Origin of the sequence: Enterobacter sp. AN-K1, from assembly GCF_020971765.1 — a bacterium.
Lineage (GTDB): Bacteria > Pseudomonadota > Gammaproteobacteria > Enterobacterales > Enterobacteriaceae > Enterobacter > Enterobacter hormaechei_C.
Genome location: NZ_CP087390.1, coordinates 1,552,289 through 1,574,625 on the forward strand (window position 1 = coordinate 1,552,289; position 22,337 = coordinate 1,574,625).

Sequence of the window (22,337 nt, forward strand, 5' to 3'; positions counted from 1 at the left end):
GAATATCGATCGGGAAGCCCCCGGCAGCCGCACTGAGAGGCAGCGGCAAAAATATAAGTACGCCCTCGCTTTAAAGGTTGGCAGCCCATCGCCGACACCAATCAAACGAATTAAGTGTGGATACCGTCTTATGGAGCAAAACCCGCAGTCACAGCTGAAACTTCTTGTCCAACGCGGTAAGGAGCAAGGCTATCTGACCTATGCCGAGGTCAATGACCATCTGCCGGAAGATATCGTCGATTCAGATCAGATCGAAGATATCATCCAAATGATCAATGACATGGGCATTCAGGTGATGGAAGAAGCACCGGATGCCGATGATCTGTTGCTGGCTGAAACCTCCAACAACACTGACGAAGATGCGGAAGAAGCTGCTGCACAGGTCCTGTCCAGCGTGGAATCTGAAATCGGGCGTACCACTGACCCGGTCCGCATGTACATGCGCGAAATGGGTACCGTTGAACTGTTGACCCGCGAAGGCGAAATTGACATCGCAAAACGCATCGAAGACGGGATCAACCAGGTTCAGTGCTCTGTTGCCGAATACCCGGAAGCGATTACCTATCTGCTGGAGCAGTACGATCGCGTCGAAGCGGAAGAAGCGCGTCTGTCCGATCTGATCACTGGCTTTGTCGACCCGAACGCTGAAGAAGATATGGCGCCAACCGCCACTCACGTCGGGTCTGAGCTGTCTCAGGAAGAGATGGATGACGACGAAGACGAAGATGAAGAAGAAGAGGACGACAGCAGCGACGATGACAATAGCATCGACCCTGAACTGGCGCGTGAGAAGTTTGCCGAGCTGCGTACCCAGTACGAAGTGACGCGTGACACCATCAAAGCGAAAGGCCGCAGCCATGCCGCCGCTCAGGAAGAGATCCTGAAGCTGTCTGAAGTGTTCAAACAGTTCCGCCTGGTGCCAAAACAGTTCGACTACCTGGTGAACAGCATGCGCGTGATGATGGATCGCGTACGTACCCAGGAACGTATCATCATGAAGCTGTGCGTTGAACAGTGCAAAATGCCGAAGAAGAACTTCATTACCCTCTTCACCGGCAATGAAACCAGCGAAACCTGGTTCAACGCCGCTATCGCGATGAACAAGCCGTGGTCTGAAAAGCTGCACGACGTGAAAGAAGACGTACAGCGCGGCCTGCAAAAACTGCATCAGATTGAAGAAGAGACCGGCCTGACCATCGAGCAGGTGAAAGACATCAACCGTCGTATGTCCATCGGTGAAGCGAAAGCCCGCCGTGCGAAGAAAGAGATGGTTGAAGCGAACTTACGTCTGGTTATCTCTATCGCCAAGAAATACACCAACCGTGGCCTGCAATTCCTGGATCTGATTCAGGAAGGCAACATCGGTCTGATGAAAGCGGTAGATAAGTTTGAATACCGTCGTGGTTACAAGTTCTCCACCTATGCTACCTGGTGGATCCGTCAGGCGATCACCCGCTCTATCGCAGACCAGGCGCGCACCATCCGTATTCCGGTGCATATGATTGAGACCATCAACAAACTCAACCGTATCTCTCGCCAGATGTTACAGGAGATGGGCCGCGAGCCGACGCCGGAAGAGCTGGCTGAACGCATGCTGATGCCGGAAGACAAGATCCGTAAAGTGCTGAAAATCGCTAAAGAGCCAATCTCCATGGAAACGCCAATCGGTGATGATGAAGATTCGCATCTGGGTGATTTCATCGAGGATACCACCCTCGAGCTGCCGCTGGACTCTGCCACCACCGAGAGCCTGCGTGCCGCTACGCACGACGTGCTGGCTGGCCTGACCGCCCGTGAAGCCAAAGTGCTGCGTATGCGTTTCGGTATCGACATGAACACCGACCACACGCTGGAAGAAGTGGGTAAACAGTTTGACGTTACCCGCGAACGTATCCGTCAGATCGAAGCGAAGGCGCTGCGTAAGCTGCGCCATCCGAGCCGCTCTGAAGTGCTGCGTAGCTTCCTGGACGATTAATCGGTCCTGAAATGAAAAAGCTCCCAATCGGGAGCTTTTTTTTTGTTTATTCCCTCTCCCTGTGGGAGAGGGTCAGGATGAGGGCATCAAGCCGCAGAGGAGCTAAAGCCCCCTCACCACCAGCGCCTCATCCAGTTCCCGATACGCCTCCACCAGCTTGTCCAGCGTCGCCCTGTTCAGCCCGCTCGGGTTTGGCAGCACCCACACCTGCGTTACGCCAATGGTAATGTTCTGCTTACCCCAGCTGGCGCCGCGCTGGCTGAACGCCTGCTCGTAGGCCTGCTTGCCGAGGATCGCCAGCGCCGCGGGCTGATAGTCTTCAATTTTCGCGATCAGCTCACGCCCGCCAGCGCGCAGCTCATGCAGATTCACTTCGCTTGCCTGTACCGTGGGTCGCTCGACCAGCATGGTGATGCCACAGCGCGTATCCAGCAGCTGCTGCTCTTCTTCCGGCTTAAGCTGTTTGTCGGTAAAACCGGCCTGGTGGATCACCTTCCAGAAGCGATTTCCCGGATGAGCAAAGTGAAAACCAGTGTGCGCCGATGACTTACCCGGATTGATACCGCAGAACACCACCCGCAGGCCAGGGGCCAGAATATCGTTGATCATCTCTACTCCTGTCTATGCATCTTAAGATAAGTATAAAGGATTGATTATGCATTGTTTATAAAAACAGCAGGCAGGTGTGAATGGCTGGATTGCTGAGGGGAGTTACTTTATAATTCACCGCCACGGCCCCTTAGCTCAGTGGTTAGAGCAGGCGACTCATAATCGCTTGGTCGCTGGTTCAAGTCCAGCAGGGGCCACCAAATTTTAGCTTTAGAATCATCCAGTTAAGCCACTCAATTGAGTGGCTTTTTTGTAAGTAATCCACCACACGTAGCCCGGCCTGTCGCTTCCCCTCACAAACCCTAAAAACTAAAGAAATCCCCCATCGCGCCGATCATCATCCGTGTGTATTATTTCCTGTAGCTTTTACAACAACTAACCTTAACTCAAATACTTAAGCGCCAGAGCGAAAGGCATCATGAGCACACCGATCAAACGGCTAGAAATCATTAAAAATGCCATTGAGCTGGAAGATGACGACATCATCCGGAGCCAGCTGAAACGTCTCAAAGAGGAAGCCTTTGACGATGAACTCCTGTCCATCGTCGCGGCGCTTGAGCAGAAAAACTACACCGCAGCCCTTCGCGCTATCACCGCCTGGCTGCAAAGCCAGCGCGCCGTTACCCCGTGGCGTGACCCACAGCTGGCGGCCAGCAAGCTGGAGCTGAAAGCCCTGGAAGAGCGTCTGCGCGATCTGATTGATCGCCGTAACGCCCGGGTACAGCAGCTAGATGAGTTCAACGATCTCTATTTCTCCCGCCTCGGGCCGTTGATGCAGCAGATCCTCGCCCTGCGTAAAACGCTGGCGGAGCTTAACCTGCGTCGTCAGCAGGCGGAGACGCGTCGTCGGGAAGAGGATTACCGCCGCTGCCAGGACTATATGGCGCAGGCCGTAGAGGTTCTGACAACGCTCACCCGGCGCTGGCGAGATCTGCCTGCGGATTCCGTTCAGGCGGCAGAGGCGCGCAAACATCTTCAGCAGCAAAGCAATCTGATTGCCAACCTGCTGGCCGAAGCAATGGAGCTGGAGACCGGTTTAACGCGTGAAGAAGAGCCGGCACGTCAGGCGCGCGATGAGGCCAACGAAGAGTACAAGAAGTATCGCGAACAGCATCATGATGCCGAAGTTCGCCTGCGTAAAGGCAAGGATCTCTCTGAAGAGGATCGGAACGAGCTGAAGCGGCTCTGGCGTCAGGCGAGCAAGCTATGCCACCCGGATCTGGTTGCCGATGATTTAAAAGAGGAAGCCAACAGGATGATGGTGCAACTCAACCAGGCCAAACAGCGCGGCGACGTGAAGGCCATTCGCTCGCTGGTCGCCCGTCTGCAACAAGGATTCGAACCGATGATGGCAAGCGACAGACTGAACGACCTTGAACGTATTCGAAAAAAGATGGCGCAGGTGCGTGAGCAAATCGACACCCTGGTGAACGAGCTGGCAGAGCTGGAGAAGGAAGAGTCCTGGCTGCTCGTCTCGTCGCTCAGCAATATGGAAGCCTACTTTGCCCAGCAGGAGAAAGCGCTGAAAGAGGTATGCGCCTCGCTCGAACATCAGGTGAGCGAAGCGCAGCTGGATCCCGCTGCCTGATTATTTGGCGTGCCAGTACGCGCTGGCACGCACCAGCTGCGGGTCAATTGCGTCGCTTTCAAACTGACGGCTCAGGCGTTTCACCACCTTCCCCTCCCCGGTCAGCCAGATAAAGTAATCCTCTTCCGGCACGGCCAGCGCGGCAAGATGGTCGGCCATCGCCTGCTCGTTGTGGCCGATAACCCAGGTGATGTTGAACCCGCTCAGGTGTGCCAGATAGTCCTGATACGCCGCATCGCCCACGGTGACGATGGCGTGGATCGCCGGGCGAACAGGCAGTTTTGCGATGCCTTCTAAACGGCGGCGCAGCGCGGGCATCCCCGACTCGTCGCACACGTACAGCTGCCAGGCGTAATCTTCCGGCACCACCAGCGAACCGCGCGGCCCGCCGATGGTCAGCTTGTCGCCCACCTTAGCCTCTACCGCCCAGTTGCTGGCAATGCCGCCATCATGAACGAAGAAATCGAGCGCCAGCTCATGTTTTTCGTCATCGTACAGCGGGGTATAGTCACGTGCCTGCGGACGCGTGCCGTCGCCCCAGTCGATGCCTTCATCGGTCACCACAGGCGGCACGAAAGTGGTGCCCGGTGCCGGGAAAAAGACTTTGGTATGGTCGTCAAAGCCGCGAGAGCTAAAGCCCTCCAGCGCCTCGCCGCCTAGCACAATGCGCTGAAATCCTGCGCTGACTCGCTCAGTGCGCAGCACGTTCAGCTCACGAAAACGCAGGTCATTGCGGACACGTTGAGGGTAACGGGTAGATGCCATGTTGATGCCCTTCTCAGGTGAATACGATATATCGGAATGAATTTTTAATGATAATGATTGCTATTAACTAAGAAATCAAGATTTTTTAGATTACATCTGAATATATCTTAGATATAGTTTAGATATATCAAATTGAGGGAAAAACATGCGACACGAACACGACGGCGGCGGACGCCGGCCACGATTTTTTGGTCATGGCGATTTGCGGCTGGTGATCCTGGATATCCTGACCCGCAACGCGAGCCATGGTTACGAGCTGATTAAAGAGATCGAAAACCTGACGCAGGGACATTACACGCCTAGCCCTGGCGTGATCTACCCGACGCTGGATTACTTGCAGGATCAGGCGCTTATCACTATTACCGAAGAAGAGAACGGCCGGAAGCGGATTGCGATTAATGCCGCCGGACAGCAATGGCTGGATGACAACCGGGAACAGCTGGAGCAGATCCAGACGCGTATCAAGGCGCGCTCCGTCGGGTTCCAGCTGCGCAAAAACCCGCAGATGAAGCGGGCGCTGGATAACTTCAAAGCGGTACTGGATCTGAAGGTTAATCAGGGAGAGCTCAGCGACGCGCAGTTGAAACAGATTATCGGCGTGATTGACCGCGCGGCGCTGGAGATCTCCCAGCTGGATTAAGCCAGCACGCCGTCGCTCACGCGGAACACCCGGACCAGCTCTTTCAGGTGCATCGCCTGTTCGTTAAGGGATGCCGCCGCCGCAACGGACTCCTCCACCAGCGCGGAGTTCTGCTGGGTGGTGGCGTCTATCAGGCCAATCGCGCTGTTGATCTGCGAGATGCCTTCCGTCTGTTCATGGCTGGCCTGGCGAATCTCACGCAGGATTACGTCCATCTCCTCCACGTTGCCGACCATGCCGTTGATAAGCCCGCTGGCTTTCTCCACAAGGTTCATGCCGTCCTGCGTCTGGCTTGTGGAGCTTTCAATCAGCTGGCGGATCTCACTCGCAGATGTTGCACTTTTCTGCGCGAGCTGGCGTACCTCGCCCGCCACCACCGCAAAGCCGCGACCATGCTCACCCGCGCGCGCCGCTTCGACCGCCGCGTTTAGCGCCAGAATATTAGTCTGGAAGGCAATGGCGTCGATCAGGTCGATAATGTCGGACATCCTGTTCGATGTTTCGTTAATCAGGCGCATCTTGCTGGTGACCTGCTTCATCATCTCGCCGTTGTTTTTGACCACGGCAGCCGCATCGGCAGACAGGTTCGTCGCTTCTCCGGTGTGGGACGCGGTGTTCTTCACCGTAGCGGTGATCTGCTCCATCGACGCGGCCGTTTGTTCAACGGAACTGGCCTGCTCCTCCGTGCGGGCAGCCAGATCCTGGTTTCCCGCGACAATCTGCGCGGCGGCGCTGGAGATGTTTTCCGATCCGGTTTGCACCTGCTGCACAATCTCCAGCAGGCGCGTTTTCATCTCCATCAGTGCGGTGAGTAGCAGTCCGGTTTCATCTTTACCGTGCGAGATAATGCTGCCGGTGAGATCGCCATCGGCAATGGCCTCCGCAAAATTCACCGCGTCGTTCAGCGGTCGGGTAATGGATCGCACAATGAACCAGCCAGTCAGGCTGGCTGCCGCGACGCTGAAAAGCGTAATCAGGACCAGCAGGAGACGATTGGTGCGGAAATCGCCTTCCACCTGCTCGCCCGCACTCTGCATTTCATGGTCCTGGATCGCAATCAGCGCCTGCACTTTCGCTTTATAGGACTGTTGCAGATTCAGGGTGTTGGTCATCATTTCGTTTATCGCGCCCGCACGGTCGTTATTCTGCACGGCCTGCAAAATGCGGTAGCGCGAGTCAAGATATTGCTGGCGTACGCCGTGGATATCGGCCAGCACCTGTTGGGATTTTTTATCCTTGAGAGCGTTGTCCAGCTCGCTCAGGATTGAGGAGATGCGCTCGCTGATCGCCTTCAGACGCTGCTCTGATTGCGCCGTGTACGTCCCCTGTTCGTCCAGCAGCATGAGCTGCTGCGTGCTTATAAATTCCTGGAAGTTGTCGATTAACTGGTTCGCTTTTACCGTCGTTGGATAGTCGCTGGTAAGGATGGTTTGCATTCCATTGTTTGCCCGATTCAGGCTCATCAGAGACAAGCTTGCGCTGACGACCATCAGGACAATAAATAATCCAAACGCCAGAAATAATTTCGTGCCGATCTTTACGTCATGTATGAACATATTTACCCCATCGATGTGATTATTTCTCAGACGATCGCTGTTATCGACAGGAAACACGCTAACTTTATGACTTTGATCGTTTTTTTATTTTTCACTCTCAATGAATCTGGATTGTAACAATTAAAAACCGGGCGCTTTTTTTAGTTACTTAATATTTCATTAACAACATAACTTATTCTGAAAAACAAAAAAGCCGTTTATCCCGGAGGAATAAACGGCTTTATCGAAGCATACATTTCTTAATGCAGCACGGTAACCGCATCTTCAAGGCGTCCGGCCCGGTGCTTAACCATCGCGGAAATCTGCGCGCTCTCTTCGACCAGGTCAGCATTTTTCTGCGTAATGCTGTCCAGCTCTGCCACAGCACGGGTCAGCTCTGTCAGGCCTGTCGCCTGCTCTGAGGTGGCGTGACTGATCTGCGCGATGAGCTGCGTGACGTTTTTCACCTGCTCGACAATATCATCCATAGTACGTCCCGCGGCGTGGACCTGATCGGCGCCCGACTGCACTTTGCTGGCGCTGGCGTCGATCAGCTTGCGAATATCGTTAGCCGCGTTCGCGCTGCGGCTGGCAAGATGACGCACTTCGCCCGCCACCACCGCAAAGCCTTTACCCTGCTCACCTGCGCGTGCCGCCTCAACCGCGGCGTTCAGCGCCAGAATATTGGTCTGGAAGGCGATGTCATTGATAAGCGAGGTAATAGAGCCAATGCGCTGGGTACTGTCGGCAATGTCATCCATGGTTTTCACCACGGTCTGCATCACGGTGCCCCCCTGCGTGGCCGCGCTGCTGGCGGCCATCGATAGCTTGTCGACTTCGGCTGCGGTCTCAGAGTTACTCTGCACCGACGCCGCCATCTGGTTCATTGTTGCCACGGTCTGCTGCACGTTAGCCACGGTCTGGCGCGTGCGGTCGTTGAGATCTTCATTGCCCTGCGCCAGCCTGTCGCTGCCGTCGCGCACGCTCACCACCTGGCTGGAGACGTCGTTGATCAGCCAGCGGCACATCAGCCCCAGCTGTCCGACGGCCCGCAGCGTTAGCCCCAGTTCATCGCTGCGGTTAAGATGCTGCACGCTGTTACGCTCTCCTGTAGCGACCCTGAGCGCCTGCCGTGCGACGTTTTCCACCGGGCGGACAATCTGTTGCTCAAACACCAGGGTGCCAAGCAGCATCACCACGGCTGCCGCCGCCAGCGAAGCCCAGCCCGCGGCACTGGCAACCAGCGTTGCGGCCATCACCGCGAAAAGTACCGCCATTACGCTACGCACGCGCCAGCGCAGCGGCATCGCCGGTAATTTGCCGAGCCAGCCTTTGCGCACCACCAGCCCTTTATGAATGCGTTTTTTGCAGCGTCCTTCGTTGAGCGCCTTATAAAGCGGCTCCACCGCGGCGACCTCGTCCTGCGTGGCGCGGGTACGAATGGACATATAGCCCGTCATCTGGCCGTTACGCACCATTGGTACCGCATTGGCACGTACCCAATAGTGATCGCCATTTTTACGTCGGTTTTTGACAATCCCGCTCCAGGGTTCGCCCTTTTGCAGCGTGTACCACATGTCGGCAAAAGCCGCTTTCGGCATATCCGGATGACGCACAATGTTGTGCGGTTGCCCGAGCAGCTCCTGGAGCGTAAAGCCGCTCACTTGCACAAAGGTGTCGTTAGTGTGGGTCATGTAGCTGTGGAGGTCGGTGGTCGACATAAGCGTGGTGTCATCGTCCAGCGGATATTCATTCTGGGTGACATAGTCAGGAGAGGACATAGTGAGCATCCCTTGCAGGTTATTTGAATGTTAATTTTGTGGCTTATGTTTTTTCGGCGATAAAAAATTTATCTTTAGTTGTTAAATATGATTGAGATCGCAAATCTCGGTTAAACCGCACTTTTCGTACGTTTTTCTAATTAATTGATTTAAAATACTTTCGGCATGAAACTACCTACAAAGCATGATACCCCGGTGCACACTTAAGGCGCATTCCCTGCCCTGGAGCAGTGCAATTGACGACACCCCATCCCCGGCTCGTTATCCCTTATCCCGTGCGGCGCGCAATGGCATGATTAAATATTGTGCAAATTTGATTTCACCTGGCGTTTATCCCGATTTTTGTTAAGGCATCTGAGGTGGCGTAATCCCTGCAATACTTAACTCAGTATCATGTGATACGCGATCCCCGGGAGCATATTTTGAACAGGTTACCTTCCAGCGCCTCGGCTCTTGCCTGTACCGCGCACGCACTGAATCTCATTGAGAAGCGAACGCTTGATCATGAGGAGATGAAACAACTTAACCGTGAGGTCATTGATTACTTTAAGGAGCATGTGAATCCAGGTTTTCTGGAGTATCGCAAATCTGTTACCGCCGGCGGGGATTACGGAGCCGTAGAGTGGCAAGCGGGCAGTCTGAATACGCTTGTCGACACCCAGGGACAGGAGTTTATCGATTGCCTGGGTGGTTTTGGTATTTTCAACGTGGGGCACCGTAATCCAGTTGTGGTTTCCGCCGTACAGAATCAACTTGCGAAACAACCTCTCCATAGCCAGGAACTGCTCGATCCGCTTCGCGCCATGCTCGCGAAAACGCTGGCAGCCTTAACGCCCGGTAAGCTGAAATACAGCTTCTTCAGCAACAGCGGCACCGAATCGGTCGAAGCGGCGCTCAAGCTCGCTAAGGCGTACCAGTCACCGCGCGGGAAATTTACCTTTATCGCCACCAGCGGCGCGTTCCACGGGAAATCCCTGGGCGCTCTGTCGGCGACCGCTAAATCTACCTTCCGCAAGCCGTTTATGCCGCTGCTGCCGGGCTTCCGCCACGTGCCGTTTGGCGACATCAACGCCATGCGCATCGTGCTGAGTGAATGCCGTAAAACCGGCGACGACGTGGCGGCGGTGATCCTGGAGCCGATTCAGGGTGAAGGCGGCGTGATCCTCCCGCCGCAGGGCTATCTGCCCGCCGTGCGTCAGCTGTGCGATGAGTTTGGCGCGCTGCTGATCTTCGACGAAGTGCAGACCGGGATGGGGCGCACCGGCAAGATGTTCGCCTGCGAGCACGAGAACGTTCAGCCGGACATTCTGTGCCTGGCGAAAGCGCTCGGTGGCGGCGTGATGCCGATTGGCGCAACGGTCGCCACTGAGGAGGTCTTCTCGGTGCTGTTCGATAACCCGTTCTTACATACCACCACCTTTGGCGGTAACCCGCTGGCCTGTGCGGCGGCGCTGGCCACCATCAACGTGCTGCTGGAGCAAAACCTGCCCGCGCAAGCGGAGCAGAAAGGCGACATGCTGCTGGACGGCTTCCGTCAGCTGGGCCGGGAATATCCGGATCTGGTACAGGATGCGCGCGGGAAAGGGATGCTGATGGCGATTGAGTTCGTTGATAACGAAACCGGTTATAGCTTCGCGAGCGAGATGTTCCGCCAGCGGGTACTGGTGGCGGGAACGCTTAACAACTCGAAAACCATCCGCATTGAGCCACCGTTGACGCTTACCATTGAGCAGTGTGAGCAAGTGCTGAAGGCGGCGCGTAAGGCGCTGGCGGCATTACGTATTGCCGTAACATCCGCCTGAGCATTTATTTTTCCTGCCCTTTTAGCAGTATCAGGGCGATATGCAAAGAAATCCCTGGGATACGCCAGGGATTTCTTTATGCAGTCAGACTGAGGAATAATGTGCATAAGTGCAAACACGGTTCATCATATAAATTTAAAATATTTCTTTATGTAATATCAGATTGTAAAAGCAGCCGGATAATAACACCAACGCATTCCCAACGCATGTCCGAATAATGACAGCCGTAACGTCTTGCATTATTAACAAAACCACGATGACATTCATCGCAGACATTAATAAAACCGACCAGCGAATAGAAAATGCGGTTCTGACGGCGTGCAATATCATTCAAACAAATAAATTATGAGTTAATTTTATATTTAGTAAAACTAATAAAACATCAACCCATTATCACATTGATATAATATTATTTAATCCGTAGAATCCCCTCATTCATCAGCGCAGTGGCGGATGATATAAAACCAGTAACAACGCCCTGGGTAAAAATAATATATTAATCTAAAAACATATCCTATACCACTGCCTCGAAAAAAGATTCACATGACATTGTGAATATATTATTTCAATTGACAGCATGATGTTTATCTAAAAAGGATTTGTATGAAAAAGCAAGTTATAGCAATGGCTGTTGCCGGCGCGCTGGCTGGTGGCATGGCAACTAATGCGCAGGCCGATACCGTTACCGTTTCCGGCGGGACCGTCAACTTTGTCGGCCAGGTGGTAAACGCCGCCTGTTCCGTCGCGGCTGACTCCGTAGACCAGACAGTTACCCTGAGCCAGGTGCGTACCGTCAAGCTGACAACGGTCGGCATGCAGGCCAACCAGAAAGAAGATTTTAAAATCGTTCTGGAAGATTGCGACGCCACCGTTAGCCAGAATGCCGCCGTGATCTTTAACGGCCAGCAGGACCCTGCTGTAGAAGGCAGCCTGGCGAACACCGCTGGCGCAGGCTCGGCCAAAAACGTTGCGCTGCAACTGTTCGGGCCGGACGGCCAGGCGCTGAACATTGGCGATACCTCCTCCAACGTAAAGCTGATCAACGGCGAAAACATCATCCCGCTGAGCGTGGATTACGTGGCCACAGGCGCGGCCGAGCCGGGCAACGTCTCCTCCGTCGCAACGTTCCAGATGGTTTATTCCTGATTCGTTAGCCGATCTCGCTTCTTCGCCTGCGGGCGGAGAAGCGTTGTCCGGCAAGCGTTAGAGAGTTCGCAATGCAGCAATCCATAAATCGGGCGCTGCTGATAGCCGGCACTGCGCTTTTTGCCGTATTGCCAGCCGCGGCAAAGGACGATGGAAGCGTGACCTTTCAGGGTCAGGTCGTCAATGCGGCCTGTTCCGTCAGCATGGATTCCCAGGATCAAATCGTGCATATGGGACAGGTACGCAATAGCCAGTTCATCGCCGCCGGTGACTGGGCCAAACCGGTACCCTTCTTCATCACGCTGGAAGCATGCGACACCAGCGTAAGCCAGCGCGCCGGGGTGCTGTTTAGCGGCGAGTCTGACAGCAACGATCCCCAGGTTTTTCGCGCGGGCTATGGGCCTGGCGCCGCCACCGGGATTGGTATCGGTCTATTCGATGCGATGGGGAACCTGGTAAAGCCAGACACCGCGCCCCCCTGGTACAGACCTTTGCAGGACGGTGAAAACCGGCTGAGCTATATCGCCAGGTATCGCGCCACCGAAGATAGCGTCAACGCTGGTACCGCGAACGCGCAGGTCTGGTTCATCGTTTTTTACCAATAACTGACTCACAGGCAAGAAGCCTGACACATGAGAAACTGAGGGAACAATGCGTATCATTACATCACGCTGTAAACTGACTTGTCTGATAGCTGGCGCGCTAACGGCTCTGTTCGCGATGGGGGTGGCCGGTTCTGCCAGCGCAGGCGGTATCGCGCTCGGGGGAACCCGGGTGATTTATCCCCAGGGTGATAAGCAGGCTTCATTAGCCATTATTAACTCTTCAACGAATACCACTTTTTTAATTCAGAGCTGGGTGTCCAATGCCGAAGGGGCAAAATCAGCGGATTTTGTCATTACGCCGCCGCTGTTTGTTATCCATCCTAAAAAAGAGAATACCCTGCGTATTATGTACGTGGGCCCCGATCTGCCTGTCGATCGTGAAAGCGTTTTTTATCTGAACAGCAAAGCCATTCCTTCCGTCGAGAAAAATAAGCTTTCCGGTAATACGCTACAAATTGCCACCCAGAGCGTTATTAAACTTTTTATCCGGCCGAAAAAATTGCCGTCGCTCTCTATTGATGCGCCCAAAACATTAACCTGCTCAGTCACCAATGGAAAAGTCACTATTACCAATCCATCGCCTTATTACGTTTCGTTGGTTCAGTTTTTCGTCGGCAGCACGCAACTGGCAAATAACATGGTAGCGCCCAAAAATAACCTGGTGGTGGAGATCCCCGGTGGCGGCACTGGCAGCGTGAGGTTTCAGACCGTTAATGACTTTGGTGCCAACACGCCCGTTCAGTCATGCGCGAAATAAGTCGTATACGGCGTTACGTATGACGTTTTGTCATTAAAAGCCTCGCAGGTAAGGGAAGACATGAAGCGTGTTCAGCCACGAAGATTTAACGCGCTCGTCAGAGCGTCGCTAACGCCGCTGGCGTTGACGATTGCGGGACTCCTTTCGTCCATCACCGTGCGCGCGGAGTATTTTTTTAACCCGGCATTTTTGTCGAGCGATCCTTCCGCCGTGGCGGATCTCTCCCGTTTTTCAACAAATGGCCAGGCGCCGGGCGTCTATCGCGTGGATCTCTGGCTGAATGGGACATTTGTCACCACCCGCGATATCAACTTTATCGCCAGAACCGTAACGGACGGAGCCGTACAGGGCGACGACACGGGGCTAATGGCCTGCCTGACGCCCAAAGCGTATGAAAACCTGGGCGTCAACGTTCAGGCATTCCCGGCGCTGGCCGCCGCGAAAGCCGACAGCTGCGTGGACATTGCCGCCATTATTCCGGCCGCTGCCACTCTCTTTAATTTCGAACAGCAGCGTCTGGAAATCAGCATTCCGCAGGCCGCATTACGCAACAACGCGCGCGGCTATATCCCGCCAGAGCAGTGGGATGAAGGTATTAACGCTCTGCTGCTGAACTATAACTTTAGCGGCTCATACAGCCGCGATCGCAGCGAAAACGGCACACCCCACAAAAGCTATTTCCTCGGCCTGAACAGCGGGGTGAATCTTGGTGCGTGGCGTCTGCGGGACTACTCGACGTGGAACTACTATAACAGCGACGAGAACCGCCATAGCGAATGGGAACATATCAACACCTATCTTGAGCGGACGGTGATTCCGCTAAAGGGCAGACTGACGGTGGGCGATAGCTATACCTCGTCGGAAATCTTTGACAGCCTTCCCTTTCGCGGCGCGCAGATCGCCTCGGACGACAACATGCTGCCAGACAGCATGAAAGGCTTTGCGCCCACCATTCGCGGAATTGCCAAAAGCAACGCGCAGGTCACCATCAAGCAGAACGGCTATAGTCTTTACCAGAGCTACGTTCCGCCCGGCGCCTTCGCCATTAACGATCTCTTCCCAACCTCCTCCAGCGGCGACCTCACGGTAGAAGTGAAGGAGACGGACGGCAGTATCTCCCGCTATTCCGTTCCTTACTCCGCCGTACCGCTCCTCCAGCGCGAAGGGCGGGTGAAGTATGCCCTGACGGCGGCACAGTACCGCAGCAATAACGGTCAGCAGGACGAGGTGAATTTTGCCCAGGGCACGCTGATTTGGGGGCTACCGCAGGGCGTAACCGTCTATGGCGGCTCACAGCTTTCCGGCGATTATTACGCGCTGGCTCTTGGCGCTGGCCTCAATATGGGCAACTTTGGCGCCGTCTCTTTCGACGTTACCCACGCGCGCAGTACGCTGGCCGACGACACCAGCCATACGGGGCAGTCTCTTCGTTTCCTGTATGCCAAATCCCTCAACAAGATGGGTACGAACTTCCAGCTGCTGGGCTACCGCTACTCCACGTCCGGGTTCTATAACCTGGATGAGACAACCTACACACATATGCAGGGCTATACGGGCGATGCGGAACAGGATGACGCGAATGAGGCCACTAACTGGCTGGACTACTACAACCTCAACTGGACTAAACGCGGCAAGCTTCAATTCAATATTTCGCAGCAGCTAGGCGGGCTCGGCTCGCTGTTCGTGACCGGAAGCCAGCAGAGCTACTGGCACACGGACGACAAAAACACGCTCGTCCAGGTGGGATACAGCGGTACCTGGGCCGGGATCTCATACAGCCTGACCTACAACTACAACAAATCGCCGGGCATGTCGGATAGCGATGAGATTTATGCGATTAACCTTTCCTTCCCGCTTAGCCAGTGGCTTTCACCTGCCAATGACGTCAGTCAGAAGCGGAACTACGCCTATGCCACCTACGGCATGAGCGCCAATAAACATGGAGAAACATCTCAGAACGCGGGGATTAACGGCACGCTGCTGGCGGAGAACAACCTTAACTACAACGTGCAGGAAGGTTATGCCAGCCAGGGGGCTGGCTCGCAAGGTTCCGCCAGTCTGGAATACGATGCCGCCTACGGCAACGCCAGCCTGGGCTACAACTACAGCGATAACGGCGATTATCGGGAAGTAACCTACGGCCTGAGCGGAGGCGTGGTAGCCCACCGCAACGGCATCACCTTAAGCCAGCCACTGGGTGATACCAACGTGCTGATTGCCGTACCGGGCGCAGCGGACGTCAGCGTCGAGAATGAACCCGGTATCCATACCGACGGACGCGGCTATGCGGTGGTGCCTTACGCCTCGGCCTACCATCTGAACAGGATGGCGCTGGACATTAACTCCCTCTCAGACGCCATGGATATCGATGATGCCGTCACCAGCGTGGTGCCGACCCACGGCGCCATCGTGCGCGCCACGTTTAACGCCCGTCTGGGCGCACGCGCGCTGGTAACGCTGCGCTACCACGGCAAGCCGGTGCCGTTTGGCGCCATGGTTTCCCGCGACGATAACGGCAGCGACACCATCGTAGGCGAAGAAGGCGAAACCTACCTCTCCGGCCTGAGCCAAAAGGGAGTGTTGAAGGCGCAATGGGGAGAAGGGGCGGATAAGCGCTGTACGGCCAACTACCACTTACCTGAAAGCAAACAGCCGCTGCTGCGGATCACCATGGAGTGTTCATAAATGAAATTAAGGATGATGCTTCTCTCTGCCGCTGGGCTACTTTTTTCGCTGAGCAGCCTGGCCGCAACGTGCAAAAACGCTAACGGCGGAATTTCCATGGTGAATTACGATCTGACCACCACGCTCACCACGGATCAAAACATCAAGGGCAACGGTACAGAGCTGAACCGAACCCAGGATATCCACGTCAACGCCACCTGTCCCCCAGGCAACTGGGAGAAGCGCACCTATCGTACCTATATCTCACCTTTCCCCGTGGTCAAAACGGAAGGCGAGTGGAAATATTTACAGCTTGATCCGGATTATATTATCGGTGCGATGAAAATCCATGATGCCACCATCGGCGATTTTTATCCGCCGGTGGAGTATGTCCACATGGGGGGGCACGAAGAGGTGGATACGGGCGGCGTCTTCCCGGTGAACGACAGCAATCTGACCTTCAAAATACAGATTGTCAGGCCGTTCATCGGCTCGGTCGTGATCCCGCCGAAACTGATGTTTAACGTCTATGTCACCACGACGGAAAATGACCGGCCCACCGTAATCGTTTATCAGATCACCTACAGCGGCGTAATAACCGTCCCGCAAAACTGCGTGATTAACGCCGGGCAAACCGTCACCGTCGATTTTGGGGCACTCTACCACGGCGATTTCACCCAGGCCGGACAGCGACCCGACAGCGTAGCGCCAAAAACCTTTACCGTGCCGATCGAATGCAACGCTGATGTCAACTCACCGGCGCAGCTCACCCTGCGGGTACAGGGGACGGCAGACGCTCGTTTCGCCAACGCGCTGGCGACGGATAACCCGGACGTGGCCGTCGTCGTGACCAGCCCGCAGGGCGAGATCCTGCGGCCAAACGTGTTCTCAAGCAGCGTCCCCTTTACCACGGATATGTCAGGACGCGCGGACGTGACGCTGCAAGCCTACCCCATCAGCACCACCGGGCAGTCGCCAGAGCTGGGCGTCTTCAGGGCGCTGGCGCTGTTACGCATTGATTTCGCCTGAGGAAGCGTAATGACCATTTCATGGAAAAACACCGTATGGCTGAGCGTGGCCCTGTTAAACCCGCCGCTGGTGAAGGCTGACGACACAAGCTTTAACGTGCAGTTTATCGGCACCATCGTTGGGGAATCCTGTAACGTCGATACTAACAGCGCAGAGCAAACGATCGACCTGGGTGAATTTACGACAGAGGAATTTCCGCGCGTGGGCGCCACGACACCGGAAAAGCAGTTTGCCATCACGCTCAAAAACTGCACCCGCGCAATCGGCGGCACGACCGTCTGGTTTACCGGCGACGCGGACGCCAACGATCCCACGCTGCTTGCCCTCTCAGATACGGGAAAAGGGACGCAGCACATGATGGCGACCGGACTGGCAGTCGAGCTGCTCGACAGCGCGCGGGCGTCTGTCCCGATCAATAATACCGAGTCGCCGCTATATCCCCTGCTGCCGGGCGATAACACGCTGACCTTCTTCCTGCGCTATAAATCTACGCTGCCGACGGTCACCACCGGCAACGCCACCGCCGTGATGTATTTCGATCTGCTTTACCAGTAAGGAGACAGAATGACGATCCTGAACAGGTTATTTATCTGTTGCGCGCTGCTGTTGTCAGGCAAGACGCTCGCCCATGACGGCACGGTCTATATTACCGGCGTGGTGAAAGGCAAAACCTGTATTGTCTCCCCCGGCTCGGAACAGCTGGTAGTGGAGATGCATGATGTGGCGGCCCGCCAGCTGGCCGGGCAAAAAAACGAAACGCCCTATGAGCCGTTCACTATTAACCTTGAAGCCTGCGGCGCCGGGTTATCCGCCGTCAGCACCCATTTTGAAGGCACGCCGGACGGTAACAATAGCGATCTGCTGGCCCTGACCGGCGGGCCGGACTATGCAACCGGCGTGGCTATCGGCCTCTATAATCCTGATAAATCGCTGATCGCCATGGGGGATGAAAGCCTGCCGTTCGCGCTAAGCAATGACCAGACCACCCTGGCGCTGCATTTTTACGCCCGCTACCTCGCCGTGACGAACGCCGTTACGCCGGGGGTGGCTAACGCTGCCGCCACCTTTGTGCTGACCTATGCGTGAGGCCAGCCTGCTGAAAAAAGCGGAGATAGCCCTGCTGACCGCCGCGTCTTTCTGGCTCTTGCCTGCTCAGGCCGGGGTGGTGATTGGCGGCACGCGGTTTGTTTATCCTCAGGATCAGCGCGCTATCAGCGTCACCGTGCGCAATAAGTCCTCGCTGCCGTATCTGATTGGCACAAAAATTTATCGCGGCGGCCGATGGCCGGGGGCGCAGCAGCCCCCCGAAGCGGCCACCGCGTGGTTTACCGCGACGCCGCCACTTTTTGCACTCCAGCCCGGACGTGAGAATAAGATCCGTCTGTTTCGCGCCGATGCGCCGCTTCCTGCCGATCGCGAAACGCTTTTCACGCTAAGCATTGCCTCCATTCCGGCCAGCCAGCGTCACAGCGATAACGTTCAGATGGCGGTACGTTCCAGCATGAAGTTTATCTATCGCCCGGAGGGGCTTCAGGGCGAACCGGCGCTGGCCTATCGTCAGCTACGCTGGCAGCTGACCGCCGACGGGCTGACGGTTGAAAACCCGTCGCCTTATTACGTCACGCTGTATCAGCTTTCCGTTAACGGAACGCGGGTGGATAACGCCGGCGTTGTCGCCCCTCTGAGCCAGCGACAAACGGACTGGTGTAAAGGGACTGCCAGGTGCCAGCTCACCTGGCAGTCGCTGAGCGACGAGGGGCGGATATTGCCCTCGATCGCCCGCACGGTGAAATAATTGCTCGCGGGGGTATCCTGGCAGCGGACCGACACTAGCGGTGAAACTCCGCTACCGTCATGGTAAAGCGCAGCACTTTTTCTCCCTCATTGGCATAGCCGTGCGCCGCTTCCGTTTTCGCTACCGCCGACGCGCCAGCATTAACCTGTACCACCGTCTCGTCCACCGTCAGGGTTAATACGCCTTCGTTCACGTGCAGCAGCTCAAACGTTCCCGCCGGATGTCCCGGAGAGGTGAAAGTCTCTCCCGGATGCATCTCCCACTGCCACAGCTCAATCATGTCGGGGCCTGCGGTGCCTGCCAGCAATCTGGCATAACCGCCCTGTGCGCCCTGCCACAGAACCGGGATCGCCTCTTCCTGAATAATGTGTATCTGCGGCTCGCTGGAGACGTTAACGATGTCTGCCACCGAGACGCCAAGCGCGGCGGCCAGTTTGCACAGAATGGCAATGCTGGGGTTGGCAGCCCCTTTTTCGATCTCCACCAGCATGCCTTTGCTGACGCTGGCGCGGCGGGAAAGCTCGTCCAGCGACAGCTTTTTCTCTTTCCGCCAGCTGCGGATACGGTTCGCCACGGCCAGGCTTACCTGGGCAACATCGGCGCCCGCATCGGTCATTATATTGACTTTATCAGTCATTGGTCACTACCATGGTATAAAACAGTCAATACAGGATTATTTATGTCTCTTCTAACACCGTCAATAGATTCGCGACTTGTCGGGATCGCGCCCGGCTTTCGGGCGCTGAGCATTCTGGTTGAAGCTGCCCCGATTACCCAACCGGAGGTTGCGCCCGCTGCGCTGGCGCAGGCCTGCCAGCAGATGCTCAATGATGATGTGCCCTGGGCAGAAAATCATCTCGCCGCCTGGGATGAGGTGTTTAAAGCCTTTGGTGCAAAACCCAAACGTACGCCCTGCTCGGCCTCGGCCCTGCGCAAGCGCGTGATGAGAGACGGTTCGCTGCCGCCGCTCGACCCGGTGGTGGATGTCTATAATGCCATCAGTATCCGCTACGCTATTCCGGTAGGGGGAGAAAATCTGGCGGCTTACTCGGGAGCGCCGCGCCTGACGCTGGCCGACGGCAGCGAGCCGTTTGATACCTTTAAAGAAGGTGAGCCGGTTGTAGAAAATCCGGAGCCAGGCGAAGTTATCTGGCGTGACGATCTCGGCGTCACCTGCCGCCGCTGGAACTGGCGACAGGGGGTACGCACGCGTCTGGACAGTCAGGCGCAGTCCATGTGGTTTATTCTCGAAAGCCTGCCGTCGATGCCGCTGGCGGCATTACAGGAAGCTGGCGATGAGCTGGTGAGCAATCTGCAAAAGCTGATGCCGGGCGCGACTGCGCGTATTCAGTTGCTGGAGCTGGCGTGAACAACGCCGGGTGGCGCTTCGCTTACCCGGCCTACAAATACTGCATATGTAGGCCCGGTAAGCGCAGCGCCACCGGGCAAAGCCGCTACTCCGGCAACAACCCCACAAAACAGCGTTTTTTGCGCGGCTCTGACATCAGCTCTTCAAGCTTATCCACGCACGCCAGATAGTGTGGCGTTTGCTTATGCGCCAGCACCGCCGCTTCGTCTTTATAGGCTTCGTAGATAAAGAAGCGGGTTTTCACCCGCGGGTCCTGCAAGACATCAAAGCGCAGGTTGCCCGGCTCCTTGATCGCCCCCTCGTGGTTGGCGCGAAATACCTCCAGAAACTCGTCCACCCGCTCGGGCTTGATGTTGATCTCCACTAACGTCACGTTCATTTTGCTTCTCCCTGTTTCTCTTCCTGCCAGAACTGAAACGCCTCCCGGGCGCTCATGTTCTCGTGAACGACTTTCTTCACCGCCTTCAGCATGGCGAGTGGCGCGCTGGACTGGAAGATGTTGCGCCCCATGTCCACGCCGGATGCGCCCTGGTCAATCGCCCGCCAGCACATCTCCAGCGCCTCGTGCTCCGGCAGCTTTTTGCCCCCGGCGATAACAATCGGCACCGGGCAGCTGGCGGTCACTTTTTCAAAGCCCTCGTCCACGTAGTAGGTTTTGACGAACTGCGCTCCCATTTCGGCGGCGATGCGGCTGGCAAGCGAGAAATAGCGCGCGTCACGCGCCATCTCTTTCCCCACGCCTGTCACCGCCAGCGTCGGCATGCCGTAGCGCGCCCCCGCATCCACCAGCTTGATGATGTTGTTGATCGACTGATGCTCAAACGGGCTTCCGATATACACCTGCGCCGCCACCGCGCAGACGTTCAGGCGCAGGGCGTCCTCCATCGCCACCGCCACGCACTCGTTGGACAGCTCGCCCAGAATTGAGTTACCGCCGGAGGCGCGCAGCACCACCGGTTTGTTCGTGGCGGCTGGCACCTGGCTCCTGAGGATGCCGCGGGTGCACATCAGCACGTCGGTTTCGCCAAACAGCGGTGCAATCGAAAGATCGATGCGCTCAAGGCCGGTGGTTGGCCCCTGAAAGTAGCCGTGGTCAAAGGCCAGCATCACCGTGCGGTTGCTCTGCGGGTTGAAGATGCGCGCAAGCCTCGACTGCATGCCCCAGTCCAGCGAGCCGCAGCCCTTCAGGGTGTAAGGCACGTTCTGCTGCGGCGTGCCGATGCCAAAATCCTTGCCGTCTTTGATGTCGTCTAAATCAGCCATTTTCTCCCCCGTCAGAAATCGTATTTGCTGATGTTCTCTTTGGTGAACACCACCCGCTCCGGCAGCAGCACGATGCCGTTGCCCTTCGCCTCATACTGGTAGCCCTGCACGCTGTTCGGCTCGACCTTCAGCGTCCCGATATCTTTCACGTCGACGCTGTCGCCAGGGTTAAGATCGCCTTTTTTCAGTAAACGATCGGCGACATTGACCGCAATTTTGCCCTGTTGCACCACATCCCACAGGCCGAAGGCTTTCACCGTGCCGCGCTCAACGTACGGGCGCATCACGTTCGGCGTGCTGAAGCCGACAATCGCCACCCCTTCCCGTTTCAGGTTTTCCGCCGCCTGTGCCGCGGCTGGCAGGGCGTTGGCGTCCGGGGCGATGATCGCATCCAGATCCGGATAGGCTTTTAAGATCCCTTCGGCGGTTTGCAGAGATTTGGTGGCGTCGTTATAGCCAAACTGAGTTGTCACAATCTGCCACTGAGGATGAACTTTCTCGATTTTGGCCTTCGCCTCTTTCACCCACTGGTTCTGGTCGGTAACGGTCGGGCTGGAGTAGAAGAACGCCACTTTCGCGTTCGGTTTGGTGACCTGCTTGCCCGCCATGTCCACCAGCAGACCGCCGAGCTGTTCCGGCGTGCCCTGGTTGATATAGATGCTGCGGCACTCCGGTTTGGTGTCGGAGTCCCAGGTCAGGACCTTCACGCCGCGCTGCATCGCGCGCTTCAGCGCCGGGCAGAGACCGTCCGGCGACACGGCAGAGACGATGATGGCGTTATAGCCCTGGTTGACGAAATTATTGATGAGCTGCACCTGGCCGGAGACGCTCGGCTCGGTCGGGCCGTCGTAGGTCACGTCCACGCCAAGATCTTTCCCCGCCTCTTTCGCGCCGTTGCCGCCGCTGGTGAAGAATCCCACGCCTACCAGCTTCGGGATAAAGGCAATGCGGTCCGCCGCCTGCGCCGAAGCGAAGCTGAGGGCCATTGCCAGGACGAATAGTTTTGTTTTCATC

General features: G+C 56.1%; 21 protein-coding genes and 1 tRNA gene. 14 read left to right on the forward strand and 8 right to left on the reverse strand.

Annotated elements, in window-relative coordinates:
* The first annotated feature begins 130 nt into the window (after nucleotides 1-130).
* A complete protein-coding gene (gene rpoD, locus LOC22_RS07455) occupies nucleotides 131-1,975 on the forward strand; it encodes an RNA polymerase sigma factor RpoD (RefSeq protein ID WP_015571912.1) in 1,845 nt (614 codons plus the stop codon).
* A 102-nt stretch (nucleotides 1,976-2,077) separates the two neighbouring features.
* Here rpoD and mug read toward each other — a convergent pair whose 3' ends face one another.
* Complete coding sequence (mug, locus tag LOC22_RS07460; RefSeq protein ID WP_017384024.1) at nucleotides 2,078-2,584, reverse strand: G/U mismatch-specific DNA glycosylase; 507 nt, start codon at nucleotides 2,582-2,584, stop codon at nucleotides 2,078-2,080.
* 124 nt (nucleotides 2,585-2,708) lie between these two features.
* Between mug and LOC22_RS07465 the strand changes: the two genes are divergently transcribed.
* Nucleotides 2,709-2,784: transfer RNA gene (locus tag LOC22_RS07465), tRNA-Ile, on the forward strand.
* 218 nt (nucleotides 2,785-3,002) lie between these two features.
* The gene (locus tag LOC22_RS07470) at nucleotides 3,003-4,172 is read left to right on the forward strand and encodes a molecular chaperone DnaJ (RefSeq protein ID WP_015571915.1); all 1,170 of its coding nucleotides are present in this window, start codon (nucleotides 3,003-3,005) and stop codon (nucleotides 4,170-4,172) included.
* Here the strand turns inward: LOC22_RS07470 and LOC22_RS07475 are convergent, their stop codons facing one another.
* Nucleotides 4,173-4,937, reverse strand: coding sequence for a siderophore-interacting protein (locus LOC22_RS07475; RefSeq protein ID WP_017692642.1), 765 nt, complete (start codon nucleotides 4,935-4,937; stop codon nucleotides 4,173-4,175). It lies immediately after the preceding gene.
* A 145-nt stretch (nucleotides 4,938-5,082) separates the two neighbouring features.
* On the opposite strand from LOC22_RS07475, the gene LOC22_RS07480 reads away from it, so the two are divergent.
* Nucleotides 5,083-5,577, forward strand: a complete 495-nt coding sequence (locus tag LOC22_RS07480; protein ID WP_017382401.1) for a PadR family transcriptional regulator — start codon at nucleotides 5,083-5,085, stop codon at nucleotides 5,575-5,577.
* Here the strand turns inward: LOC22_RS07480 and LOC22_RS07485 are convergent.
* Together LOC22_RS07485 and LOC22_RS07490 are read right to left on the reverse strand one after the other, a co-directional pair.
* The gene (locus LOC22_RS07485) at nucleotides 5,574-7,133 is read right to left on the reverse strand and encodes a methyl-accepting chemotaxis protein (RefSeq protein ID WP_032618958.1); all 1,560 of its coding nucleotides are present in this window, start codon (nucleotides 7,131-7,133) and stop codon (nucleotides 5,574-5,576) included. The genes LOC22_RS07480 and LOC22_RS07485 overlap by 4 nt on opposite strands.
* A gap of 239 nt (nucleotides 7,134-7,372) precedes the next feature.
* Nucleotides 7,373-8,893, reverse strand: a complete 1,521-nt coding sequence (locus LOC22_RS07490) for a PAS domain-containing methyl-accepting chemotaxis protein (RefSeq protein WP_045348131.1) — start codon at nucleotides 8,891-8,893, stop codon at nucleotides 7,373-7,375.
* A gap of 422 nt (nucleotides 8,894-9,315) precedes the next feature.
* Between LOC22_RS07490 and ygjG the strand changes: the two genes are divergently transcribed.
* The 9 genes from ygjG to LOC22_RS07535 all read left to right on the forward strand — a co-directional run bounded on the left by ygjG (nucleotide 9,316) and on the right by LOC22_RS07535 (nucleotide 18,691).
* Entirely contained in the window at nucleotides 9,316-10,695 is a 1,380-nt protein-coding gene (ygjG, locus tag LOC22_RS07495) for a putrescine aminotransferase (RefSeq protein ID WP_045906837.1), read from the forward strand.
* A gap of 603 nt (nucleotides 10,696-11,298) precedes the next feature.
* Nucleotides 11,299-11,841, forward strand: a complete 543-nt coding sequence (locus tag LOC22_RS07500) for a fimbrial protein BcfA (protein WP_040118130.1) — start codon at nucleotides 11,299-11,301, stop codon at nucleotides 11,839-11,841.
* A 71-nt stretch (nucleotides 11,842-11,912) separates the two neighbouring features.
* Nucleotides 11,913-12,446, forward strand: a complete 534-nt coding sequence (locus LOC22_RS07505) for a fimbrial protein (protein ID WP_015571921.1) — start codon at nucleotides 11,913-11,915, stop codon at nucleotides 12,444-12,446.
* A 46-nt stretch (nucleotides 12,447-12,492) separates the two neighbouring features.
* Nucleotides 12,493-13,203, forward strand: a complete 711-nt coding sequence (locus LOC22_RS07510; RefSeq protein ID WP_023304467.1) for a fimbria/pilus periplasmic chaperone — start codon at nucleotides 12,493-12,495, stop codon at nucleotides 13,201-13,203.
* Nucleotides 13,204-13,263: 60 nt separating this feature from the next.
* Nucleotides 13,264-15,888, forward strand: a complete 2,625-nt coding sequence (locus LOC22_RS07515) for a fimbrial biogenesis usher protein (protein ID WP_230239470.1) — start codon at nucleotides 13,264-13,266, stop codon at nucleotides 15,886-15,888.
* The gene (locus LOC22_RS07520; RefSeq protein WP_023295472.1) at nucleotides 15,889-16,896 is read left to right on the forward strand and encodes a fimbrial protein; all 1,008 of its coding nucleotides are present in this window, start codon (nucleotides 15,889-15,891) and stop codon (nucleotides 16,894-16,896) included.
* Nucleotides 16,897-16,905: 9 nt separating this feature from the next.
* Complete coding sequence (locus LOC22_RS07525) at nucleotides 16,906-17,451, forward strand: fimbrial protein (RefSeq protein ID WP_015571924.1); 546 nt, start codon at nucleotides 16,906-16,908, stop codon at nucleotides 17,449-17,451.
* A gap of 9 nt (nucleotides 17,452-17,460) precedes the next feature.
* A complete protein-coding gene (locus LOC22_RS07530) occupies nucleotides 17,461-17,982 on the forward strand; it encodes a fimbrial protein (RefSeq protein ID WP_017692635.1) in 522 nt (173 codons plus the stop codon).
* Complete coding sequence (locus LOC22_RS07535; protein WP_045333637.1) at nucleotides 17,975-18,691, forward strand: fimbria/pilus periplasmic chaperone; 717 nt, start codon at nucleotides 17,975-17,977, stop codon at nucleotides 18,689-18,691. The genes LOC22_RS07530 and LOC22_RS07535 overlap by 8 nt, the downstream gene beginning before the upstream one ends.
* Nucleotides 18,692-18,725: 34 nt before the next feature.
* On the opposite strand, the gene LOC22_RS07540 is transcribed toward LOC22_RS07535, so the two are convergent.
* Nucleotides 18,726-19,328: a helix-turn-helix domain-containing protein gene (locus LOC22_RS07540; RefSeq protein WP_023295474.1), complete on the reverse strand. Its 603-nt coding sequence runs from the start codon at nucleotides 19,326-19,328 to the stop codon at nucleotides 18,726-18,728.
* A gap of 42 nt (nucleotides 19,329-19,370) precedes the next feature.
* Between LOC22_RS07540 and LOC22_RS07545 the strand changes: the two genes are divergently transcribed.
* Nucleotides 19,371-20,060: a B3/4 domain-containing protein gene (locus LOC22_RS07545; RefSeq protein ID WP_017382414.1), complete on the forward strand. Its 690-nt coding sequence runs from the start codon at nucleotides 19,371-19,373 to the stop codon at nucleotides 20,058-20,060.
* Nucleotides 20,061-20,145: 85 nt separating this feature from the next.
* Here LOC22_RS07545 and lsrG read toward each other — a convergent pair whose 3' ends face one another.
* The 3 genes from lsrG to lsrB are packed head-to-tail and all read right to left on the reverse strand — an operon-like array spanning nucleotide 20,146 to nucleotide 22,336.
* Nucleotides 20,146-20,439, reverse strand: a complete 294-nt coding sequence (gene lsrG, locus LOC22_RS07550; protein WP_023295476.1) for a (4S)-4-hydroxy-5-phosphonooxypentane-2,3-dione isomerase — start codon at nucleotides 20,437-20,439, stop codon at nucleotides 20,146-20,148.
* Nucleotides 20,436-21,323 (reverse strand): 3-hydroxy-5-phosphonooxypentane-2,4-dione thiolase, encoded by an 888-nt coding sequence (lsrF, locus tag LOC22_RS07555; protein ID WP_017694299.1) that lies wholly within the window; start codon nucleotides 21,321-21,323, stop codon nucleotides 20,436-20,438. The genes lsrG and lsrF overlap by 4 nt, the downstream gene beginning before the upstream one ends.
* Nucleotides 21,324-21,334: 11 nt before the next feature.
* The gene (gene lsrB, locus LOC22_RS07560) at nucleotides 21,335-22,336 is read right to left on the reverse strand and encodes an autoinducer 2 ABC transporter substrate-binding protein LsrB (protein ID WP_063946012.1); all 1,002 of its coding nucleotides are present in this window, start codon (nucleotides 22,334-22,336) and stop codon (nucleotides 21,335-21,337) included.
* Between the last annotated feature and the right edge of the window lies 1 nt (nucleotide 22,337).